The sequence below is a fragment of the Moritella yayanosii genome, from assembly GCF_900465055.1.
GTDB lineage: Bacteria > Pseudomonadota > Gammaproteobacteria > Enterobacterales > Moritellaceae > Moritella > Moritella yayanosii.
Genome location: NZ_LS483250.1, coordinates 338,303 through 360,325, shown reverse-complemented (window position 1 = coordinate 360,325; position 22,023 = coordinate 338,303). Strand labels below are relative to the sequence as shown.

Sequence of the window (22,023 nt, the reverse complement as noted above, 5' to 3'; positions counted from 1 at the left end):
TACATTTTATCGTTTTGGTTGGTAATGGATGGCTAATTTTACAGCTGCATAGGTTAATTTTTAGTTCCAAAAAAATGGGGATTCCACAATAAAACGGTCGTTTAAATGATGATTAATCAGCTATGGCTATCAAATCAAATGGTTTTACATATCAAACCGTAAAAACGGACTCTGTAATCCGCCACTATTCCTACACCATTAACGTTATATTTGCCGATCCTGCTAACTGTTTATCCTTAAACAGCAATAATGAATGAATATTACTGTCATAACTGGCCACCGAGAATAATTCGATATGATGATGTGGTGACTCTATATTCATCCGTAAAAAACCATTATGGATATGCCACTCGCCATGGAATTGCTCACTCATAAACAAAGGGCATAAGACCGCATCACGAGTTTGTAAACAGTCTAATTTAGCCGCTTGACCACAGTACGTTGTTTCTAGCCAATGAGAGTTCGCAACTTCAGAGTAGTCAAAATCACGCTTACCCGCCTCCCACAAAATATACTCGCCAGAAGTACGTATAAAACGCGCTTCTTCGTCAGAAATATCAAGCACGGATTCAGACACTAGTTCGCCTTGAGTTTCAAATTGATACAACAAGATTAATTTATCAATTTCAGTTATCTGACCAAGCATGCTGTTACACTCTATTTGCGGGGGTTATAATGTAACGGTAGCCAATATAAATAAAAATGCATGAATAAACTCACAGATGTATAATATCAATACAAGCAGTTGCCAAAAAACCAACATAGATCGCAGTTAATAAGGCTAATACGCCCTGTTTTTTGCAGTTGCAACTATCTATACACATAGTTACCAAGATGACGTAATAGATACAAGGACACATATGGATACACATGTATTGGTGGTCGAAGACCAGCAAGATATCGCTAATTTAATTCGCATTAATCTAGAAATGATTGGCAAAAAAGTGACTTGTTGCCATAACGCTAAAGATGCATTTCAGCAACTGCGCGACAATGTGTTTCAACTTATCTTGTTAGACTTAAATCTACCTGATATGGATGGACTCGATATATGTAAAAAAATAAGAATCAATGATGCCATCGTGCCCATCATGATATTAACCGCCCGCACAGAAGAGCTCGATCGTGTTCAAGGCTTAGAAGCCGGTGCTGATGATTACCTTGCTAAACCATTTAGTGTATTAGAGTTACAGGCTCGGGTTAAAGCCCTGCTGCGTCGTAGTAATGTGCAAGCAACAAATAATATCGAACCTGAACAAATTAGGATTGCAGATTTAATCATAGATCAAGCAACGCATAGTGTGTATCGAAATAAAAAGTTAATCACACTAACCAGTACTGAGTTTTCATTATTAGCCTTTTTAGCTAAATCGCCAGGCCGAGTATATAGCAGAGAGCAATTACTTGCCGAAGTATGGGATTATCATAACGACTGTTATGAGCATACCGTCAACTCACACATGAATAGATTAAGAAACAAAATTGAGCCAAATCCAGCAAAACCCACTTACATCAAAACTGTGTGGGGCGTTGGTTATAAACTGGAGGTCAACGATGTCACATAGATCCTTATTAGGGCAGATCACATTCCCGTTGATTATTTTGTTTGTCACTATGACTGCAGGTTTGTTTTTTATTTATTGTGCAATTACCGATACCAACTCTGCCCGCGTAGAACAAACCCTACACAAAAATTTAGCTCAACAAATCATCCACTATTCTGAGGGTTTACAACAAGGTGATATTAGTCGAACAGCACTAAAACCCGCCTTTCATAGCTTAATGCTGCTTGGTCCTAGTTATGAAATATACATCACCGATAACCAAGGTAAATTATTAGTATATGCCGCCGAATCAAGTAAGATCAAACGGGATACGATTAATATAAAACCATTAGATAGCTTTATTAAAGGGGTTAACTATCCTATTTATGCTGATAACCCAAGAAGTCTCGATCAGCAAAAGCTCTTTTCAACAGCCCCTATATTTAAAGACCATCAACAAATTGGTTATGTTTTTGTTATTCTCGGCGGAGATAAATACGACAGTATTGTGAATAACTTAGCATTCGACAGTGATATGTATAAGCTCCTTGCAGCCCTAGTCATCTTCTTCGCCTTAGCCTTCGCGTTGTTAGTCTTCATATTTGCACGACTCGTCAGGCCAATTATTCAACTAGATCAAGATATTACTAATTTTGTCAAAAATGACTTCACCACGGTTTCAACATCAACACCGCATCAATACGCCGCTAATGAGATAATTAATTTACATAATAATTTTTCATCATTAGAAAATAAGATACACAAGCAGTTAACGCAAATTAAATCCACAGAACAACTGCGTCGAGAAATGCTTTCACATATCTCTCACGATCTCAAAACCCCACTAGCCTCATTAAAAGGGTATCTTGAAACTTGGCTAATACAACATCCAGAGGCTGCTGGCAGTGACTTTATTCAAGTCGCGCAAAAGAATGCGAACCAATTACAGCGTCTTGTCGAGCAGATCATCGAACTCGCTCAGCTAGACAGTAATACCGTGAGCCTATATCAAGAACCTGTGGCCGTTGCCGAACTTGCGCAGGACGTCTTGAATAAGTTCCAACTACAAGCACAACAAAAAGACATCACTTTGTCAGTTGAACCTAAAGATCCGAGCCTACAAGCAATTGCCGATATTGCTAAATTAGAGCGGGTATTAACCAATCTGGTGGATAACGCCTTAAGGCACTGCCGACCCGGTGATAGTATTAAGATCCAGTTACAACCGAAAGATAATCAGTTGATCATCAGTATTGCCGATTCCGGTATGGGTATACCAAAAGAAGATGTAGCACATATTTTTGATGCCCATTTCAGAGCCAAAAATACCGTCAATGGTCCACAAGGAAACTCTGGATTAGGACTCGCTATCGTAGCGAAATTACTGTCATTACATCATACCAAGATCTCAGTATCGAGTGTATTGAGCCAAGGTACAACGTTCAGTTTTAGCTTACCGACAAGTGGAGCATATAATGGGAGCATGTAAATAGTACGGCAGCTTAGTCTTTATTGGCTAAGCTGCCGGTTTTATTCTAAACAATTCTGTCAAAAAAAAGCACCACATTCAATCTCTCTCTTATTTTATTCGTCCTAGCGCATAGATTAAAATAATTATCACGAGTTAACCTCATTCAGCCTGCAAATACCTTAATTCATGCTAATTTTATATAAAAAACTAAGTTACGACGACTTTCAATACACTCGTTTAGGATGGATCTATATGCGAATATTTAAACTCACTCATACTGTTTTATTCGTCACGCTTGTCACAGGTTGTGCTAGCTTTGACAAGCAATCATCAACAAGACTTAGTGAGTACACGCAAACTAGTGAATAGATTTGATCCAAACAACCAGGGCTTCTTTGGTGGCCCATCAGAGAATGCAGTATTGGCGAGTATTGCAGAAGTGAGTATACAATTAATCCAAGCGCAAAAAATCAAGCACCAAGTCACGACAATTTTAGCTCAGCCGTTAGCTGATATTGAATACCTGACCCCAAAAGTCGGTAAGGAATGGCAAAGGGAGCTCAACAATATTAACCAAAACATCATTCAATTCATTAATAATATTGAAAAAAATAGAGCCGTATCAAGACAAAAAATTGATCGTGATAGAATACAGAAAAAAGTTCATGATCTCGAAATCAACATAGTGATCGCAGAATATTATTCCCCATTAGAAAAGCAATTCCATCAGTTAAATAAGCGATTAATTCCTCAGAGTTACAATACGGTTTTACAGGGTTTACAGCAGCTTGATAACGTTATCACGACTGCACCACGTGACACAACGGCGCTCACAGACGCGGCAAACCAGATTAAAAAAGAGATACAAAGTGCTGAACATATCGCAACCGATGTTAACTGGATCAATAACCTAGATAAAAACCAGCGTGAAGAAATTGTTTTACACTATCGTGCTACATTAGAAGGTCTAGGGCTTAAATTTTTAAACCAAGATCTGTCTAACCTGTCATACAAAGCACAAGTAAGTACCTTTGAGCGTGAGTTGTCAGCTCAGTTAGCTGAGTTTGTAACAGAAGAGAGTGATGTCGCCATTACTGACGATGCCGAAACTAAGATCGAAAACAACCTCATCGAAACCTCAACTGAAGATGTAACGGTTGAAACGACACAAGTAACGACAAACTCAATAGTGAACAACGAGTACTGAACAATTAATAATGCCGGGACACAGTATTTTCAAGTTGTGTCCCCCTTAACCTTAACCTTAACCTTAACCTTAACTACATCAAGGTCTAGTTAATATCGAGTGATTTACGACAACTCACTAATAGCCATACTGACAATACAAAGAAGATCCTGGTCATTTTATTTTATCCCCACGATTATGCTAATAATCTAATAGAAATAACTTAAACTATTTTAAAAATCAATGCATTGACAACTATCAAATGCCAGCCATTACAAATGAGTAATCAAGGTCACGCTGCATCGCGGTAGAGCGACACTAGCTTAGTCGGTCTCGATAATTTATAGTGTCTATAAAGTCATATTTGCCATGATGTTGGCTACTTAGTCGTAATATAAACTTATATAAAAAGGGATCATATGAGTCTTGAAATTCGTGACCTGTCTATTTTATTAATTGAGCCTTCCACTACACAAAGCAGGTTTATCACTACACAATTGCAGGATGCCGGTGTTGATAACATCGAATGTGTATCCTCAATCGCACAAGCAAAGCAAAGTTTGACTGGATTCATTCCTGATTTGATCATTAGTGCCATGTATTTTGAAGATGGTTCAGGGGCTGAACTTGCTGAATTCGTTAAATCAAATATTCTCACTGAAGATATTGCCTTTATGCTCATTTCGAGTGAACAACGATTTTCTGTGTTAGATAAAGTGAAACAAGCTGGCGCTATCGCAATTTTACCCAAGCCGTTTAAATTTATTGATTTACAACGCGCCCTCAATGCCACGCTTAGCTTCATTGAACCAGAAGAAATGGAACTGGATTTATACGATGTAACCACATTAAAAATACTTGTTGTCGATGATAGTTTAACGGCAAGAAAGCATATCTGTCGTGTATTCTACAGTATGGGTATTGTGGGGGTGACAACCGCTGAAAATGGCGTTGAAGCATTAGAATATTTGGCACAAAACACCTTCGATTTGATTGTGACCGATTACAACATGCCAGAAATGGATGGCAAAGAGTTAGTTGAGAAGATCAGAACAAACCCAGAATTATCCTACCTACCAATCTTGATGGTCACATCTGAAGAAGGCAGTGCGCAGTTAAGCGCGGTAAAACAAGCTGGTGTCTCTGCACTTTGTGATAAACCTTTTGATATTGATACGGTTAGAATGCTTGTGAAACAATTGTTGAATGAACAATAACTTACGCTTCTTTCGGCTTTAATTAATATCCCAAGTAATAACACGGGGGCGCTCATATTAACGAGCGCCCTCTGAATCTCAAGGCTAACAACTTGTTAATTCACTATTTTTATCCCTTTCAACTGCTGAAATGAACTGGCTTTAGCATCTTTTAAAAACTCAACCATGTAAGGCATTTCTAATTGTTCAATTCGAATAGCCGCGTATAGCGTTGTCCAACAACTGTCTTCACCAAGCGGTTTAGCTAAAATATAATCTTTCTCTAAATACTCTGTTAACGCCCAATTTGGCAATGCCGCAACACCGCGTCCACTCGCCACCAGTTGCAACATCATGATGGTTAATTCCGCATGTCGAATGGCATGAGGGGAAACCCCTGCAGGATCTAAAAATAAATTAAAGATATCTAACCGTTCCTGCTCTACAGGATACGTGATCAACGTTTCATCACTCAGATCCTCTGGCTCGATATACGCTTTATCCGCTAAAGCATGATGGTGACTGACCGCAAGCATCGGCTGATAGCTAAACAGCGGTTCGTAATGAATACCGGATAATACTTGGGGATCGGACGTCACTACTAAATCTACGTCACCCCGCTTTAATGCTGGCAAAGGGGCAAAGCTAAAGCCCGAGGTCAAATCAAGCTCGATTTCTGGCCAGTGGTCACGGAACACATCAATTGCCGGCATTAACCACTGAAAGCAACTGTGGCATTCGATAGCCATATGTAGACGCCCAGCATTACCGGATAACAAACGGCTGATATCACGTTCAGTGTTGGTGAACATAGGTAACACTGATTTGGCCAGTTTAAGTACCCGCTCCCCTGCAACGGTAAAGCGTAATGGCCTGGTTTTACGGATAAATAACGCGGTATTTAAACGGTCTTCAAGATCTTTTATCTGATGTGATAACGCTGATTGCGTCATATAAAGACTTTCAGATGCTTCGACTAATGAGCCAGTATTTTCTAATGCAATAATCGTTTTCAAATGCTTAACTTCGAGCATCGTTAATTCCCTTTTAAACGAATGACTAAATTTAGCATAATGCCAACATCAATTAATTTCAACTTAATCAGTAAAAATATGAATTTGATTCATGTGAAATAATATTCAATACTTTAGCCATCTAAACGGCTTTTAATTATGCATAAGACATAAGACAGAGCATACAAATACATCTAATAAAAGGGAGTTACAGATGGCTAAATCACACATATTAGGTTTCCCACGTATCGGTGCTGACCGCGAATTAAAAAAAGCAATTGAATCATATTGGAAAAATGACATCACCAAAGTTGAGTTAGAAACTGTTGGTAAACAACTACGCGCTAAACATTGGCAGCAGCAAATTGATGCTGGGCTAGACTTCATCACTGTGGGTGACTTTGCTTGGTACGACCAAGTATTGGCATTGTCAGCGACCTTAGGTGTGATCCCAGAGCGCCATCAAGAAGAAACAATCACCCTTGATACGCTGTTTAATATGGCGCGTGGTTCTAGCCCTTGTTGCGGTCAACAAGTGGCGGCATGTGAAATGACAAAATGGTTTGATACTAATTATCACTATCTTGTTCCAGAATTAAACGCAGACCAAAAGTTCGCGTTAAGCTACAACCAACTTATTGAAGAGCTACAAGAAGCAAAAGCACTTGGTTTCCCAATTAAAGCCAATCTGCTAGGTCCGGTAAGCTACCTGTGGTTAAGTAAAACCAACAGTGATTTTGATAAACTTACATTACTACCTCAACTTGTAGCAACCTATAAGCAACTACTTGCTAACATCGCCGCTGAAGGTGTTGAATGGCTACAAATTGAAGAACCTATTCTCGTTCAAGATCTAACCAGTGAATGGCAACAGGCATTGACAACCAGTTATGCTGAATTAGCTAAAGGTAGCAACAAACTGTTACTCACCAGTTACTTTGGTGCGTTAGGCGATAATGCAAAATTAGCATTCTCATTGCCTGTTGCGGGCTTCCATATTGATTTATCACGTGCGCCGGAGCAGTTAGACACCGCATTAGCGTTACTGCCTGCTCACGCTATTTTATCCGCAGGTATCGTCAATGGCCGCAATATTTGGCGTAACGATTTAGCAACATCAGTAAGTTCATTACAACAAGCGAAAGCAACGTTAGGTGAACGTTTATGGGTGGCTTCATCATGTTCATTACAACATAGCCCAGTTGATCTGGATAACGAAACCAAACTCGATACCGAGCTTAAATCTTGGTTAGCTTATGCGACACAGAAATTAACCGAGGTTAGCACCATCAATGCGTTGCTAAACGGTGATAATTCGGAGCAATTAACCACAAGAGTAACGGAATCAACAGCTGTTGTTGCATCTCGAGCAACGTCTTCGCGAATTCACAACGCAGCGGTTAAAGAACGTGTGGCTGCAATTACCGATAAAGATGCACAACGGCATAGTCCATTTACCCAGCGTATTGCAAGCCAGCAGCAAGAATTGAATTTACCACTATTCCCAACAACAACCATTGGCTCATTCCCACAGACCAGTGATATTCGTCAAACGCGTAATCAATTTAAACAAAATATCATCAGCCAAGATCAATACATCACCAAGATGCAAGCAGAGATCAAAGATGTCGTCAAACGCCAAGAAGCACTCGGGCTAGATGTACTGGTACACGGTGAACCTGAGCGTAATGACATGGTTGAATACTTTGGGGAACTACTCGATGGTTTCGCATTTTCTAACTATGGTTGGGTACAAAGTTATGGTACGCGTTGCGTTAAGCCGCCCATCATCTTTGGTGATATTTCTCGCCCGGCCCCGATGACAGTAGCTTGGAGTAAATATGCTCAAGCGCAAACCAACAAGCTAATGAAAGGTATGCTAACAGGCCCCGTCACAATCTTATGTTGGTCATTTGCCCGCGATGATATCAGCCGTGAAGAACAAACCAATCAAATCGCACTGGCCATTCGTGATGAAGTGGTTGATTTAGAACATGCAGGGATTAAAGTGATTCAAATTGACGAACCAGCGCTGCGTGAAGGACTACCACTACGTAAAAGCGAGCAACAAGCATACTTAGATTGGTCAACCAAAGCCTTCCGTATCAGTGCGTCAGGTGTAAGGGATAATACCCAGATCCATACTCACATGTGTTACTGCGAATTTAATGACATTATGCCGTCAATTGCCGCATTAGATGCAGATGTGATCACGATCGAAACCTCACGATCTAACATGGAACTGTTATCTGCCTTTACCGATTTTAGTTACCCAAATGATATTGGTCCGGGTGTTTATGATATTCACTCGCCAAATGTACCAAGTGTAGAGTGGATGACGCAGTTAATCACCAATGCCAGTGAATACATCGATGTGGCACGTTTATGGGTTAACCCTGATTGCGGTCTAAAAACACGAGACTGGAAAGAAACAGAAGCAGCATTGAAGAACATGGTGACGGCTGCACATCACTTACGCGATACATTTTCTAACTAAGCGTTATCAATCCAATATCCCGGACTATAAAGGAGAGCGCGCGCTCTCCTTTATCAATCTATATTTTTATAAATAGGTATTAATAATCTACAGCTGCACGCTGGCTAGTAATACTTTTCATCATTGGCAACACAGCTTGATGCGCAGGGTGATCTTGATATAGAGCTAACGTTTCACGAGAATCTAAATCAGCAATTAATACTAAATCGTAAGAACCCGCACCTTGCAGACAATCAATACCCACTTCCAAACGTTGTAACCCGGGAATCTGACCATTAAGCGCTTCAAGTGCCTCTTTAGCTAATTTAGCATTGGTGCTTTTATCATTACCATTAGCAGTGTCGAGTAAAGTCCACATCACAATATGTTTGAACGCCATGATTGTTCCATCCTTAATTAACAAACGAATAATTCACCCAAGCAACAATTTACCTAAGCAACCTGGGCATTTGAAGAATGCGAAAGTATAACTTTAAATCCCCTATTTAGCTGGATGAATATCAATATTTCACAAAATTGTCATATAAGAATCACAAATGTGCATTATAGTTTAGGAATACACATTCATCACCATTATCATTATATAAGTGCATAAAATGAAAAAGACGCCCATATGCCTTTATTGGTCTAGAGCGTACATCCGATTTTATGATATTACCGAAGTAAACTTTAATACCCCTAAGGTAATGCATTTTTTATTTACAATTTGTCATCTTTTATTCGCTCTGGAATGTGATTTCTAAATAAAACCAATATGATTAACTCAGTTGAAAAAAACCTTAACCTAAATACTTTCACTAGGAGTGATCATCATGGCTAACTTACTAAACCAAGTAGAAACTATCTACAATGTCGCAAAAGAAACAGCAAAAACATCTATCACTGCAGGTTTTGGTGTTTATGGCACAATCATTGATGAAGCAGCAAAGTCATCAGATAAAGCAACTCAATTTTTTGAATCTCTAGTTGAGCGCGGTACGCAAGTTGAGCCTAAAGTAAAAGAACAGGTTTCTGCATTTTTAGGTAAAAGAATCTCTTTAGAATCAATTGAAACTAAAGCGCAAAGCATTACTAGCCGTTTTACTGGTGTTCAAGGTCAAAAATTGAATGAAGTAGAAAACAAAATTGACTTACTTGCTATTATGATCAGTGAACTAAAAACTGAACCAGCAAAAGTACAAAAAGTGATTAAAGCACCCGCAAAAGCAACCGCTGAAGCATAATAATACTTTGACTGCATAATTGATTAAAGGGGGCTAGTCCCCCTATTCCCTATCCATTTCCCGTTCATTCCCCTTAGTGCATATCTATCAAATCTGCATTATAATCACCTGAAAACTGTTTTTTATTTGCGTTTGCACTTTACAATGTAAAAACTACTATTAAGTAATATCAAAAAACGTATACCATCCAGTAAGGACTAAGAATGAGCCAAGTAAGCTTAACTTATAACCCTGTTGAAGATCGCATGTTACTCATCGTGTCTAATAATATAAATCATCCTCAATGGTGGCTCACTCGGCACATGTGCAAAAAACTATTAGAAATGCTCAACGCAGAGTTAACCCTGCAATTTGAGTTAGATAAAATTCAATCGTTATACAAAGAAAATAAAACTAACCAAGAAGCGTCATTTGCGGATAAACACCAGCAAGCATTGCATGATGCAGCAGGTAGAACTGAAATACAGAAAAAATCAACACCAGCCAAACCTGATGCGCTGCTAACGACACGGATATCTTTAGATAAAAAACCTGAGAATCTGGTCGCCTTATATATTTATTCTCGGGAAAATCACGGTATCTGCCTTGATCTCGATAATAATGGTTTACATATTTTTTTAGATATGATGCTAAAAGTAGCAATCAAGGGGGAATGGGGACTAAAACAAGTAAGGTCTATTGATAATAAATTGATCGAGTAGGTTCGAATAACATGGTGATAGCTATCGCTACCACCCTGTTAAAATATCGAATTATATCTTATTCATGCTCTTCGCCAGAGATACTTCGGCGGATAAGTTGTTCACGTAAGTTTGGCGGAATACCAACTATTGTTAGCGTATCCGTTTGTGCATCATAGCTAATACGTTCACTCATCAATTTCTGATCAAAGCTAATACTGAGACCACCGCCCTGTCCTACATATTTAGTCAATTTACGTACCGCACCACGATCGGCTGGGAAGCTATCTTCAAGTTCATAAGCTTCAGAAGCATATTGATAGAAATCACGTGATGATACATCCGCTAAATGATCGGATAAATCTTTGATTTCAATTTCATTACCTTCTTTAATTTGCTCGTTGCAGTACTGTGCAACTTGCTCACGTGCTTGTATTGATTCTTCGGCGTCAAGTTCTGCAACGTGGCAGAACTCATCCACAGCGCGCATTAAACCCGCATTTTGTAATTTGGCATCCATACCTTCTGTACAACCAAGAAAATCCAAGAAGAAATCAGATACTTTACGTCCCACACGGCCTTTAATAAATGATACATAACGTTTTGAGTCGCTATTTTGTCGCCACTCCGTCAAATCAATTTTAGCGGCAAGCTGCACTTTAGACAGTTCAAGATAATGCGTATTACTGAGGTCAAGTTGTTCAGTCACCATTACACTGTCTTTATTTTCCAATAACGCAACGATAAGGTAATCAGATGCCATCCAGTTATAATGCACAAAAGACAGAATACCTTGTGTCCCGAAGTCATATTTTAGTAACTCAGCCACCAACAAATTTGATGCTACGCTTGAAAAATCAACGAAATTACTTTCATCATCGATGAATTTACGCAGTTCAACTTCAAAAGGTAGACGGCTACTGTCTTCTTCAGTACATTTAAAATAACCAAAACCTTTTGCTGGTTTGGCGTTATAAATACGATGCAATTCACTTGCAAGTTCTTCAACAGGTTGTGAATTAGCCAGTTCTTCACTGCGTGGGTAACATTTCAGCTCACCTTCTGTATTAAAGGCCAATGAATGTAGAATAATGTTATTTAATTTTAGCTGCATATATTTAAAGTATTAGAGTTAATGAATTCTGTGAGGTATTATAAGCATCTTTGCCCATTCATACATTAAAAGATTACATTATGCCTATAGTTTCTAAATACAAAAGTGATAAAGTTGAAAAAGTTATTGATGAAGTTATTGATGTACTAGAAAAACACGAAGCACCCTTAGACCTTGGCTTAATGGTTCTTGGTAATGCAGCTGCGAACATCATCAACGCATCTTTATCACCAAAACAGCGCCAAGCGGTTGCTGAAAAATTTGCTAAAGCGCTTGTTGCGTCAGTAAAGTCTAACGATACATCACATTAATTAAAATGATAGGCAAGGATGCCTTGTCATTTATTTTTACTCATTACACAATATAAGCACTATGAGACTGCAGTTTAACTTATGCTAGAAACAGGACATCATTATCGCGATCAAGTCTCCAAGATTATTAGTTGGGGTCATTGGTTTAGCTTAGCCAACATTTTATTGGCTATCTTACTTGCATCACGTTACCTTTTCATCGCCGAATGGCCTGAAACTATGCTTGGTCAAGTCTATTCTCTTATTAGTCTGCTTGGTCATTTCAGTTTTATTATCTTTATACTGTATCTGGTGGTAATCTTCCCGATCAGTTTTCTGATACCTTTCCCACGCACATTACGCTTTCTAACGGTCATATTTGCCACCGTGGGACTATCTCTGTTAATTATTGACACTGAGATTTTTAAACTTTACAATTTACACATTAACCCCATTATCTTTGAGATACTGCTGGGCGAAAGTGAACAAACGCTCAATTCAGATTGGCAATCCCTCTTTGTTTTCGTGCCTTTCTTATTCTTACTTGAGTTACTTATTTCAAGCTTTCTATGGCATAAATTAAGGCCGTTAAGCCGTTTTAAACTTGGCCCTATTATTGCCATCTTCTTTTTCTGCTGCTTCTTAACTGGACACCTACTGCATATGTGGGCTGATGCCGCAGTTTACCGACCTATTACGGCACAGAAAGCCAACTTCCCACTCGCTTACCCAATGACAGCAAGAACCTTCCTGGCTAAATACGGTTGGTTAGACAAAGAAGCGTTTGATAAACGTATCAGTGATACCAGAAAGAAATCTGATTCTCGCCTTGATTACCCTAAGAATCCACTGCTGATTAATAACGACAATAAAAAACTGAATGTGTTATTAATCAACATCAGCGCACTTAGAGCAGATATGCTTAATGACAGTGTGATGCCTGAAATGTCTAAATTGGCGCGTAAAGGCCAACAATTTAATAATCATTTTAGTACCAGCAATAATGATTTATTAGGTAACTTCGGGATCATGTATGGTCTCGCCCCACAATATTGGGATGATATCGAGACATCAGCAAAACCACCGTTCATGCTCGATTACTTCGTTCAGGCGGGCTATAACCTCGGTATCTTTAACACTGAAGCGTTAACTAAACACAAACAAAAACAAACCACATTCATTAATTTGGCAGGCCCCAAAACGACAATAGTAGCGGGTACAAAAAGAGATAATGAAACAGTGCGGGAAACACGTCGCTGGATAAAACAGCAGGATAAGTCAACGCCTTGGTTTGCCTACGTTAGTTTACAATCAGTACAAAATATGGAAACGCCTAATGGTTTCCCTGCGTTGTTCTACCCTAATATTCAAGACTTAAATAGCCAAGCAATTAACCGTCAAATCGCATTGTTTAACAGTTATCGAAATAGTGTGAGTTATATTGATAAAGCCGTCGCTAAAATCGTTTATGAATTAAAACAATCGAAACAATATGATAATACGGTCATTATTTTCACCGCTAATCACGGTAATGAATTTAATGATTCAGAAGATCACTCGTGGGGATATGGCAGTAATTATTCCACGTATCAAACTCAAGTACCCCTCTTTATTGTGTGGCCAGGTAAAACACCAAGCGTGATAGAACAGGATACTAATCATACCGATTTAGTCCCGACTATTTTGAGTAACCTTGCAGCAGTCAAGAACCCAATCTCAGATTACAGCAATGGTATTGACCTTTTTTCTGGTCACTTTAAAACATGGCAACTGCTCGGCGATAAAAATAACTTTGTAATACTGCAAAAAGACACGATCACATTATTCTCTTATCAAGGTCTATTCAGCCGTCAAGGTAATCATGATGTTCGAAATCGTACTGATTACAAATCTATTCCGCGAACAGCTATCCATGAAACTCAATTTAAACAGATTCTTGCTGAGCTAAACTACTTTTACAAAGCAGCGCCAGCGCAAATACAGAATGACGAGTTAAAATAAATAAATAAATAACTAAGCTATCACCATATAGGCTTGTTGTGCGGACAGGATCGTTAATCGTCTTGTCCGCATTAACGTATCAATCCACAATTGGTTTAAATTCGTTGTGACTCTTGCGCAGTTTACATGCCCATGAATCACAAATGTGATCTCGTTAATATGAAATACTTCCCCTTTTTTCACCTGTTGATATTGTTTTGTCGACCAAGCACAATCTTTTAATAGCTCAATATTATCTACATGCGCATTTTGTAGCGCAGACCAATATAGCGGCGAACTTGCATGACAAACACCAATATCCCCAAACTTAGATTCAATCGTAAAAGCAAAGGGACAATACTGTTCAACCAAGGCCTTTAATCGAGATTGTTCTTGTGATGAACACTGAAAAAACCATTCACCACCCGCATTACGATGTATACGAGCCAATTCACTGCCTTCATCCGCTAACAACATCTCTTCATGATTACCACGAACGGCGTAAAACCAAGGTTTATGCAATAATTCAAGGCAGGCAATGGAGTCAACGCCACGATCAACAATATCACCAACAGAAAACAAGCGATCACATTCAAAATTAAACTGACACTGAGCTAATGTTGTTAATAACAAATCATATTCACCATGGATATCCCCCACAAAAAAATCCTGCCCTTTATGATTAGCTGGTATATTTTTATGTATTTGCATTTGCTACCTCATTAGACATATCCAACAATATTTTATTTTTGAGATAACCCTCACATTAATACCCTGATTAGTTAGCGCTAACACGATTTAATAAAGGAAAGCGTCTCCAAACATCACCGCCTCGTAATTTTACTAGTATTATTTAACTACGTACCTACAGTATGGTACATACCATGATAACTACATCTTGATAACATATTTCAGTCATTAGTCTTAATTAATCTAATGAGCGCACCAAAGATATTCTAAAATAAATATAGTGCTTGAGGCACAGTCTTGGTGTGAAACTAACTGATTAGCAGTAGGGGTAATACATGTCGAGTACTAACTTTGATTTTGACCAGATAATTATCGGTTCTGGTTTTGGTGGTTCAGCCAGCGCATTGCGTTTAACCGAAAAAGGATTTAGAGTATTAATATTAGAGCGCGGTAAGCGTATTAGAACCAAAGAGTTTTCACGCTCAAGTTGGAACCTAAAACGTTTTATGTGGCTACCACAATTAGGATTAACAGGCCCATTTACATTCACGGTTACTCGTAAAATCAACCTCGTTCACGGTAGTGCTGTGGGCGGTGGTTCACTCGTTTACGGCAATACCCATCTTATTCCAGATGCAGAGATATTTGCAGACCCATCTTGGACAGGGATGCATGACGACTGGCACTCACGCCTATCCCCTTATTACGCATTAGCACAACGCATGATTGGCGTACAAAAAAACCGCTACTTTGGTCCTGCCGATCTTATCTTAAAAGACGTTGCAACCGATATGGGACGTGAAGATACCTTTAAAACAGTATATAGCGGCCTGCTCTATCCAAAAGGTGAAGATAAAGTTTCACAAAATATCGATGTAGAACGCTTAGGTGAAGATCGTGGCGACCCCTATTTTAATGGTGATGGGCCACAACGTAATAGTTGCACTTATTGTGGTAACTGTATGTCAGGCTGCCGTCATAATGCTAAAAATACTCTTGATAAAAACTACCTTTACTTTGCTGAACGTAATGGCGCAGAGATCCGCCCAGAATCAAATGTAACTAAGATTGAACCTATTGCTGATGAGAACGGCATCAAAGATGGTAGCGCCGGTTATACCATCCACATTACTGAAGGTCTGGGACTGTTTAATAAGAAAAAGTACACCCTAACGACACGAGGAGTGGTTGTGTCAGGTGGTGTATTCGGCACCATGCCGTTATTGCTTAAAATGCGAGATGTAGACAAAACATTACCCAACTTAAGCCCGAACCTTGGTCAAAATGTACTGACAAACTCAGAAACATTATTAACCGTCTCACATAATCGCTTAACCTTGCAAGAGCAAAAAGAAGAAGTTTGGAATGGTACAGCTATTACTTCAATCTTTTCACCTGATGATGAAACTAAAGTTGAAATAGTGCGTTATGCCAAAGGCAGCGATGCAGCATTCACTGGGGGTATGTCTGTCCCCCTCACATCAAAACAATCAGGCATTCCACGCTCTGTGAGTATGCTGCTTAACATTGTCAAGCAACCAATAAAAACCCTAAAAATGATGAACCCAGTTGGTAAAGCCAAAGACACCATCATTTTATTAGTCATGCAAACTGCAAAAAACAATATCCACCTCGAGAGTAAACGTGCTTGGTACTCACCGTTCAAACCGACTTGGATACCAGTGCAACATAAAGGTGATGAAAAACTCAGAAACTACTTCCCGATTGCGCATAAAGTGGCTGAACATTACATTAAATACTCTGGTGGTGATGCAGGTAATCTCGCCTTAGAGGTTATCGCTGGCACCCCTATCACAGCGCATATGATGGGCGGTGCCAGAATGGGCAAAGATCCTGAGACTGCTGTGATTGATGATACTGGTCAGACTTATGGTTATAAAAACCTACGTATACTTGACGGTTCCATTATTGCCGGTAACTTAGGGGTCAATCCGTCACTGACGATCCTAGCCTTAACTGAACATGCGATGGCACAGATCCCAGTATTTGATGCCGAGAGAGCGGCTAAGATTAAACCGATCCATTTCTCAGCAGCACTCAATGGTAATCCTTCAGCACTGAAAACGGCTGGTGTGCCAGACATTATAACAAAAGCCGTTTAATAGGTTGTGAATAAATACTCGCTGAATTAACCAACGCGAGTTTTTGTTTACGCGGTAGTTGTTTAATAGCGTACTCTCGTTTACTGGCTCGACTTCGGTCGGGGTGAATTTCAGTGTAAGCAATACGTATCGGTTTCGCACGACGGAAAAATTTTGCGCCGGTTCCTTTACAATGTTGCTGATAACGCCTCTCCATGTCAGTCGTAATGCCACAATACAAACCCGCATCCGTTTCAATAAGATAAACAATCCATAAACTCGCTTTCACCACAACTTAACCTTGAACTTATAGCTAAAAATGATAACTAATCTAATATCTGCTTATCATAGCAGTTCATATTAAAAATTTTTAGTGTCAATTAATTATACTCATTCTATTACTTTACAATCTCAGATAGAATAATCATCCATATAACGATAAATATGCAAAAATAATATGTTACGAACTTACCTATATTGTATCACTCTCTACTTCATCAGCATGAGCGCCAGTGCGAATAGCGATAAAATAGCGTCTTTAGAAAAGCTGCTTCCTTCAGGTACAAATGTGGCCTATATTGTTGGGCAACCTTTCAGTTCGACAGCAACAGTCAGTAATAATACTGCTAGCCAGCATAATGCCAAGCTGTTATTTACACCCGCCTCAATACAAAAGCTACTAACAGCATTAACCGCAAAACTTTATCTTACCGACGAGTATATCTTTAATACCAGTTTGCACGGCAAAATAAGTAAACAAAGTGTAAGTGAGATGGAGTTCAACTTTACCGGCGATCCAACCTTTAGCAGAGACGATCTACGAAACATGCTTAAGCGCTTGAAAGCAAGAGGCATCACAAAGATTAGTGGCGATATCACGCTCAATCAAAGTCGCTTTAATGGTTATAATTGGGGCAACGGTCAAGTTTGGAATGATCAAGCCATCTGTTATGCCACCCAAGCATCCGCTTTAGTCATAAACAATAATTGTGTATTAGGCAATTTAAAACGCTCAGCCGATCTTAAACAAGCCACCATCTATATTCCAGAATATGAACCCATCATTTTAACTAGCCAAGTCGATATCATTAGCAAAGCGCAGCAACAAGCGCAGTTTTGTGATTTAGAGGTCATACGTCACCCAAACAATAATTACACCTTATTTGGTTGTATTACGCCCTCTAAACGCAACCTACCCTTATCATTTGCGATATCCGATCCAGTCACTTATTTTACCGCATTACTTAATGCTGAATTAGCACAGGCCAACATTGAATTTACCGGTAACGTGGTTGAAAGTTTTCAAACGGTGAATACCGCTGTCATTGTTAACCACCAATCACCACCGCTGGCAGACATTATCACCAAGATGATGAAAGAATCAGATAACTTAATTGCAGACATATTATTTAAAACCATAGGAGCAGAATACTTTCAGCAACCAGGTAACTACCGCAATGGTGCTAAAGCCATGCGTGAAATCTTGGCGGGTGAAGGCTTATCATTAGCATCGAATGTGATTGCCGATGGTTCAGGACTATCACGTCACAATTTGGTCTCAACACAAACGATGTTCAACGTGCTTGTGTATGTTATTCGCCATGATGATGAACTGCAATTATTAGATACAATGCCAATATCTGGTCTGGATGGCACATTACAATATCGTCGCGGCTTACTGACTAAAAAGCTGATCGGTAAGATTGTTGCAAAAACAGGCTCATTAAAAGGCTTATCCAATTTAGTTGGTTTTGTAAAAACTGAAAAAAACCACAGGGTACCTTTTGTACTGATGGTAAGTGGTTACAACCCTAACGCTATCGAACAAGACAACAGTAATCAACCTAAGAAAAAATCACCGCTAACACAGTATTTAGCGGCGTTCTTTAACACTATCTTCTCTAACTATTAATGGTTAATTACTAATGATTTACGACTACTCCAAACGCACATAATGCAGTTACAAAAATGGCGAACAGCTTAACTTATTATTCGTTTAGCGGTTCGCCATTTTTCGAATTAATGATTGCTTAGTAATTAGCTAGACCAGTAGCCTTCATCTAATGAATCTTCACGTTCAGGCAAGCCTTTTAATAAACGCGGAGAGTGTTGTGCTAATACTTCATAACTGACACGGTTTGCATATTTACATAACTGTGAAAGCGATGAATAAGCCAGAAAGTTCGCCGTGTGCTTATCAGAATTAGGCACAATGTCTCGGTGATAAGAGTTAGCTAACATATCATGTAAGATTGCCGATAATGCACCATCGCCCGCGCCATTGGTATTTTTGATTTCGACAGGACCGCCTAGGTACGGCGCAATATGTGAATACATCTTAACGGGTTCAGTCGTATCAATTAAGCGCATTGGACGGCTATATTCATAGCGGTTAAATTCAGCAATGGCACCAGGCAATAATTGACCACTGGTTTCGCGTTTAAATTTCTCATCCGTGTAACCAGCCATATACAGACCTTCTGCACCTGCAGTACAAAGCACAAGATCACACCATTCCAGTGCCGCATCAGCCGCTAATAAAGGATCACTAAAGCCTGTTAACGCTTCACCTTCATCTTCGTTCATTGCAATAACGGTCACATATTCGTTAATGAAATTCTGCCACCACTTTTCATTACCTTCAATAATGAAACGCGTACCCAGTGTAAGGATGATTGGAATATTAAGGTATTTGGCTTGCTCAACCATATACATTGCAGCGTCTTTGATTGGATCGTCATCTGCACAACGTAATAAATAAGCAGAAATAAGTAAACCAGAGCTTTTTTGCAGTTGATCTACAGGCAAATGCTCTTTGGTTAATTTATTCATTAAGCCAGCATTGATACCGAAACTACGATTACCGTCTGAAGAAATAAATGTAAAGCAACGACCGATTGGGCCATTTACAGGTTGCAGGTAATTAAGATTTACCTTGCTACTGGTATTGCATAAATATTGGTACGCATAACTGCCGATTTTAATTTGGTCACACATAGTACCAAACAGTAGCGACTGCGATTCAGATAGAATTGCGTAGTTATGCAGTGTATTGGCTACAGTACCACCTGCAAATTCGCTTACGATAAGATCACTCTGCTTTAGCTCAGTATAAATTTGCTCGGCGATTTCATCACTGATCATCAGTGACTCACCTTTTCGTAAACCAAAACGAGTTAAAAAAGCATCTTCGACATGTGCTTCAATATCAACGAGTGTCTGATCAATACCACATAATACAGGTTGATCTACATTTGCAATGTTTGCTGGTTTGACAAATCGATTACCTGCATTAACAGGAAAGTAATGCTTAGACTTACGTTGACCGGGAAATTTCATATTTGAACCAGCATGAGAGAATAAAAGGGGCTGATTTTACCAGTCTAATTCTGAAATACCAGAAAAACCAATTTAATAATCCAATTATTAACCACATTCTGGTCGATCGCGTAGATTTAATCGAAATAAATGGTAAAAGACACTTACGTAATGGGCTAACATATTAAACAAAGGCGAAAAACGAGGCGTTACCGAAGTCATTGGTTGGTAAATCATGTGCAAGTAAATACTTACGCATATCTTTATGCTTGATAAAAATATCTTCCTTGACAAATATGCCATCCTTGGCAATCCGTCAGGTTGTATTAAGATTACAACCTAACTGTTATTACATACATCTGTTATCTAGTGAGAAAAACTAAACTGCATGTTATTCCAAACTTCACGCTGTTCATAGAAGGCGTTTTTAAGTTGAATTAGTTGCAATTTAGTATCACGAATTTGTTGCTCAAATTGAATTTTATCAAATTTCTCATTCAGTGATTTTTTCTTAGATTCAAATAATACGATTTTTGCTTTATAAAAAGCGTTAAGTCTCTCACATAATACATCGTATTCTTGATTAAGACGTACCATAACTTCGTCAGCATTCGGCAGGTGACGCACTTTATCGTGACGGCGTTTAAGTTCCATCTTCAATTTAGCCTGCTCGATACGCGCTTCGGGTACAGTACGTAAATCACTGGCTAAATTACACCAGGCTAATATGTTGATTAACCATTTGGTTGGATCATATTGGTACCACTTAATACCATTACGGTAATCAGTTTCAAAGATATGGTGGTAATTATGATAACCCTCACCATGAGTGAAGATAGCCAATAAGGCATTATCACGGGCCGTGTTACGGTCTGTATAAGGCTGAGAGCCCCAAATGTGCGCCCATGAATTGATGAAGAAAGTAAAATGATGACTCAATACTAAACGCGCTACACCTAATAATAATATGCTCGCCCAAACATCGCCGTACAATAGACCTACTAAAATAGGCACGCCAACATTCATCACCAGTGCAAGTACGTTATAATATTTATGCTGCCATACTGCGATAGCATCTTTTTGTAAGTCGCGCACATTTGTATAATCACTATACAACATGGCATCATACTCACGTAACATCCAACCAATATGAGAATACCAGAAGCCATGACTTGCTGAATACGGGTCTTTCTCATCGTGATCAACATGTTTGTGGTGACGACGGTGATCAGAGCTCCAATGGATTGCACTGTTTTGTAATGCAAACGCACCACCTAATGCAAAAATCAATCGTACTGACCAATGCGCCTTGTAAGTACGATGAGACCAAAGCCTGTGGTAGCCACCTGTAATAGACAAGCCACACACGAAAATACCCACGATCATAGCAACAACTTCGAATGTCTCAAAGCCATACGTATAACCATACCAAGGCACTGCAGTGATAGCGACAAGGAAGGTTGAAGCAAAAACGAATACGTTTAACCAAATTAACGGTGGTTTTTTCATAATACTATCTCTAAAGTCTGATGAAGTAGTTTCATTAATAACAGCGTACAAGTGTAAGCTGAGTTGTTAATTAAAGCAATCCAATGTTACGTAAATAGCTATATAATCGACTATTTACTTTTCTTAAATTAAATATACTACACAAATCACGTTTTTAGCTAATACCGTCGAGGGCTTGAGTAGACATTAAGCCAAGTACCTCTGGGTAGA

The 22,023-nt window shown here is 39.1% G+C and carries 19 protein-coding genes; 11 read left to right on the top strand and 8 right to left on the bottom strand.

What is annotated here, in order from left to right; genetic code table 11:
* Positions 1-190: 190 nt before the first annotated feature.
* A complete protein-coding gene (locus MORIYA_RS01640) occupies positions 191-646 on the bottom strand; it encodes a hypothetical protein (protein ID WP_112712142.1) in 456 nt (151 codons plus the stop codon).
* Between the two features lie 214 nt (positions 647-860).
* Here MORIYA_RS01640 and MORIYA_RS01635 point away from each other — a divergent pair, with 214 nt between their 5' ends.
* The 4 genes from MORIYA_RS01635 to MORIYA_RS01620 all read left to right on the top strand — a co-directional run bounded on the left by MORIYA_RS01635 (position 861) and on the right by MORIYA_RS01620 (position 5,418).
* Complete coding sequence (locus MORIYA_RS01635) at positions 861-1,565, top strand: response regulator transcription factor (protein ID WP_112712140.1); 705 nt, start codon at positions 861-863, stop codon at positions 1,563-1,565.
* Complete coding sequence (locus tag MORIYA_RS01630) at positions 1,555-3,033, top strand: sensor histidine kinase (protein ID WP_232011465.1); 1,479 nt, start codon at positions 1,555-1,557, stop codon at positions 3,031-3,033. Before MORIYA_RS01635 ends, MORIYA_RS01630 begins: the two co-directional genes overlap by 11 nt.
* A 298-nt stretch (positions 3,034-3,331) precedes the next feature.
* Positions 3,332-4,222, top strand: a complete 891-nt coding sequence (locus MORIYA_RS01625) for a hypothetical protein (protein WP_232011464.1) — start codon at positions 3,332-3,334, stop codon at positions 4,220-4,222.
* Positions 4,223-4,620: 398 nt separating this feature from the next.
* Positions 4,621-5,418 carry a response regulator transcription factor gene (locus MORIYA_RS01620; RefSeq protein ID WP_112712138.1) on the top strand — a complete coding sequence of 266 codons (798 nt, stop codon included), beginning with the start codon at positions 4,621-4,623 and terminating at the stop codon, positions 5,416-5,418.
* Positions 5,419-5,513: 95 nt separating this feature from the next.
* Here MORIYA_RS01620 and MORIYA_RS01615 read toward each other — a convergent pair whose 3' ends face one another.
* The gene (locus MORIYA_RS01615) at positions 5,514-6,431 is read right to left on the bottom strand and encodes a LysR family transcriptional regulator (protein WP_112712136.1); all 918 of its coding nucleotides are present in this window, start codon (positions 6,429-6,431) and stop codon (positions 5,514-5,516) included.
* 193 nt (positions 6,432-6,624) lie between these two features.
* Between MORIYA_RS01615 and metE the strand changes: the two genes are divergently transcribed.
* On the top strand, positions 6,625-8,907 hold the full coding sequence (gene metE / locus MORIYA_RS01610; protein ID WP_112712134.1) for a 5-methyltetrahydropteroyltriglutamate--homocysteine S-methyltransferase: 2,283 nt from the start codon (positions 6,625-6,627) through the stop codon (positions 8,905-8,907).
* Between the two features lie 79 nt (positions 8,908-8,986).
* Here the strand turns inward: metE and MORIYA_RS01605 are convergent, their stop codons facing one another.
* The gene (locus MORIYA_RS01605) at positions 8,987-9,286 is read right to left on the bottom strand and encodes a Dabb family protein (RefSeq protein ID WP_112712132.1); all 300 of its coding nucleotides are present in this window, start codon (positions 9,284-9,286) and stop codon (positions 8,987-8,989) included.
* 433 nt (positions 9,287-9,719) lie between these two features.
* Between MORIYA_RS01605 and MORIYA_RS01600 the strand changes: the two genes are divergently transcribed.
* On the top strand, positions 9,720-10,130 hold the full coding sequence (locus MORIYA_RS01600; RefSeq protein ID WP_112712130.1) for a hypothetical protein: 411 nt from the start codon (positions 9,720-9,722) through the stop codon (positions 10,128-10,130).
* Positions 10,131-10,333: 203 nt separating this feature from the next.
* Entirely contained in the window at positions 10,334-10,831 is a 498-nt protein-coding gene (locus tag MORIYA_RS01595) for a hypothetical protein (RefSeq protein WP_112712128.1), read from the top strand.
* A 58-nt stretch (positions 10,832-10,889) separates the two neighbouring features.
* Here the strand turns inward: MORIYA_RS01595 and yejK are convergent, their stop codons facing one another.
* Positions 10,890-11,924, bottom strand: coding sequence for a nucleoid-associated protein YejK (gene yejK, locus MORIYA_RS01590; protein ID WP_112712126.1), 1,035 nt, complete (start codon positions 11,922-11,924; stop codon positions 10,890-10,892).
* An 80-nt stretch (positions 11,925-12,004) separates the two neighbouring features.
* Here yejK and MORIYA_RS01585 point away from each other — a divergent pair, with 80 nt between their 5' ends.
* Together MORIYA_RS01585 and MORIYA_RS01580 are read left to right on the top strand one after the other, a co-directional pair.
* A complete protein-coding gene (locus MORIYA_RS01585) occupies positions 12,005-12,235 on the top strand; it encodes a YejL family protein (RefSeq protein ID WP_112712124.1) in 231 nt (76 codons plus the stop codon).
* 81 nt (positions 12,236-12,316) lie between these two features.
* The gene (locus MORIYA_RS01580; RefSeq protein ID WP_232011463.1) at positions 12,317-14,215 is read left to right on the top strand and encodes a DUF3413 domain-containing protein; all 1,899 of its coding nucleotides are present in this window, start codon (positions 12,317-12,319) and stop codon (positions 14,213-14,215) included.
* Between the two features lie 12 nt (positions 14,216-14,227).
* Here the strand turns inward: MORIYA_RS01580 and MORIYA_RS01575 are convergent, their stop codons facing one another.
* On the bottom strand, positions 14,228-14,905 hold the full coding sequence (locus MORIYA_RS01575) for a metallophosphoesterase (RefSeq protein WP_112712122.1): 678 nt from the start codon (positions 14,903-14,905) through the stop codon (positions 14,228-14,230).
* A gap of 314 nt (positions 14,906-15,219) precedes the next feature.
* On the opposite strand from MORIYA_RS01575, the gene MORIYA_RS01570 reads away from it, so the two are divergent.
* Entirely contained in the window at positions 15,220-17,007 is a 1,788-nt protein-coding gene (locus tag MORIYA_RS01570; protein ID WP_112712120.1) for a GMC family oxidoreductase, read from the top strand.
* Here the strand turns inward: MORIYA_RS01570 and MORIYA_RS01565 are convergent.
* Positions 16,988-17,278, bottom strand: a complete 291-nt coding sequence (locus tag MORIYA_RS01565; RefSeq protein WP_112712118.1) for a GIY-YIG nuclease family protein — start codon at positions 17,276-17,278, stop codon at positions 16,988-16,990. The two genes, MORIYA_RS01570 and MORIYA_RS01565, sit on opposite strands and share 20 nt — an antisense overlap.
* A 165-nt stretch (positions 17,279-17,443) precedes the next feature.
* On the opposite strand from MORIYA_RS01565, the gene dacB reads away from it, so the two are divergent.
* A complete protein-coding gene (dacB, locus tag MORIYA_RS01560; RefSeq protein WP_232011462.1) occupies positions 17,444-18,898 on the top strand; it encodes a D-alanyl-D-alanine carboxypeptidase/D-alanyl-D-alanine endopeptidase in 1,455 nt (484 codons plus the stop codon).
* Between the two features lie 125 nt (positions 18,899-19,023).
* Here the strand turns inward: dacB and MORIYA_RS01555 are convergent, their stop codons facing one another.
* Both MORIYA_RS01555 and MORIYA_RS01550 read right to left on the bottom strand, forming a co-directional pair.
* Positions 19,024-20,325, bottom strand: coding sequence for an inosine/guanosine kinase (locus tag MORIYA_RS01555; protein WP_112712114.1), 1,302 nt, complete (start codon positions 20,323-20,325; stop codon positions 19,024-19,026).
* A 345-nt stretch (positions 20,326-20,670) separates the two neighbouring features.
* Positions 20,671-21,813, bottom strand: a complete 1,143-nt coding sequence (locus MORIYA_RS01550) for an acyl-CoA desaturase (RefSeq protein WP_112712112.1) — start codon at positions 21,811-21,813, stop codon at positions 20,671-20,673.
* Positions 21,814-22,023 lie beyond the last annotated feature (210 nt).

Bases quoted from the DNA above. Each gene is read 5' to 3' on its own strand.
- MORIYA_RS01615 (WP_112712136.1), bottom strand. From the start codon at position 6,431: ATGCTCGAAGTTAAGCATTTGAAAACGATTATTGCATTAGAAAATACT.
- MORIYA_RS01555 (WP_112712114.1), bottom strand. From the start codon at position 20,325: ATGAAATTTCCCGGTCAACGTAAGTCTAAGCATTACTTTCCTGTTAAT.
- MORIYA_RS01575 (WP_112712122.1), bottom strand. From the start codon at position 14,905: ATGCAAATACATAAAAATATACCAGCTAATCATAAAGGGCAGGATTTT.
- MORIYA_RS01640 (WP_112712142.1), bottom strand. From the start codon at position 646: ATGCTTGGTCAGATAACTGAAATTGATAAATTAATCTTGTTGTATCAA.
- metE (WP_112712134.1), top strand. From the start codon at position 6,625: ATGGCTAAATCACACATATTAGGTTTCCCACGTATCGGTGCTGACCGC.
- MORIYA_RS01570 (WP_112712120.1), top strand. From the start codon at position 15,220: ATGTCGAGTACTAACTTTGATTTTGACCAGATAATTATCGGTTCTGGT.
- MORIYA_RS01620 (WP_112712138.1), top strand. From the start codon at position 4,621: ATGAGTCTTGAAATTCGTGACCTGTCTATTTTATTAATTGAGCCTTCC.
- MORIYA_RS01600 (WP_112712130.1), top strand. From the start codon at position 9,720: ATGGCTAACTTACTAAACCAAGTAGAAACTATCTACAATGTCGCAAAA.
- MORIYA_RS01605 (WP_112712132.1), bottom strand. From the start codon at position 9,286: ATGGCGTTCAAACATATTGTGATGTGGACTTTACTCGACACTGCTAAT.
- yejK (WP_112712126.1), bottom strand. From the start codon at position 11,924: ATGCAGCTAAAATTAAATAACATTATTCTACATTCATTGGCCTTTAAT.
- dacB (WP_232011462.1), top strand. From the start codon at position 17,444: ATGTTACGAACTTACCTATATTGTATCACTCTCTACTTCATCAGCATG.
- MORIYA_RS01635 (WP_112712140.1), top strand. From the start codon at position 861: ATGGATACACATGTATTGGTGGTCGAAGACCAGCAAGATATCGCTAAT.
- MORIYA_RS01550 (WP_112712112.1), bottom strand. From the start codon at position 21,813: ATGAAAAAACCACCGTTAATTTGGTTAAACGTATTCGTTTTTGCTTCA.
- MORIYA_RS01585 (WP_112712124.1), top strand. From the start codon at position 12,005: ATGCCTATAGTTTCTAAATACAAAAGTGATAAAGTTGAAAAAGTTATT.
- MORIYA_RS01580 (WP_232011463.1), top strand. From the start codon at position 12,317: ATGCTAGAAACAGGACATCATTATCGCGATCAAGTCTCCAAGATTATT.
- MORIYA_RS01595 (WP_112712128.1), top strand. From the start codon at position 10,334: ATGAGCCAAGTAAGCTTAACTTATAACCCTGTTGAAGATCGCATGTTA.
- MORIYA_RS01630 (WP_232011465.1), top strand. From the start codon at position 1,555: ATGTCACATAGATCCTTATTAGGGCAGATCACATTCCCGTTGATTATT.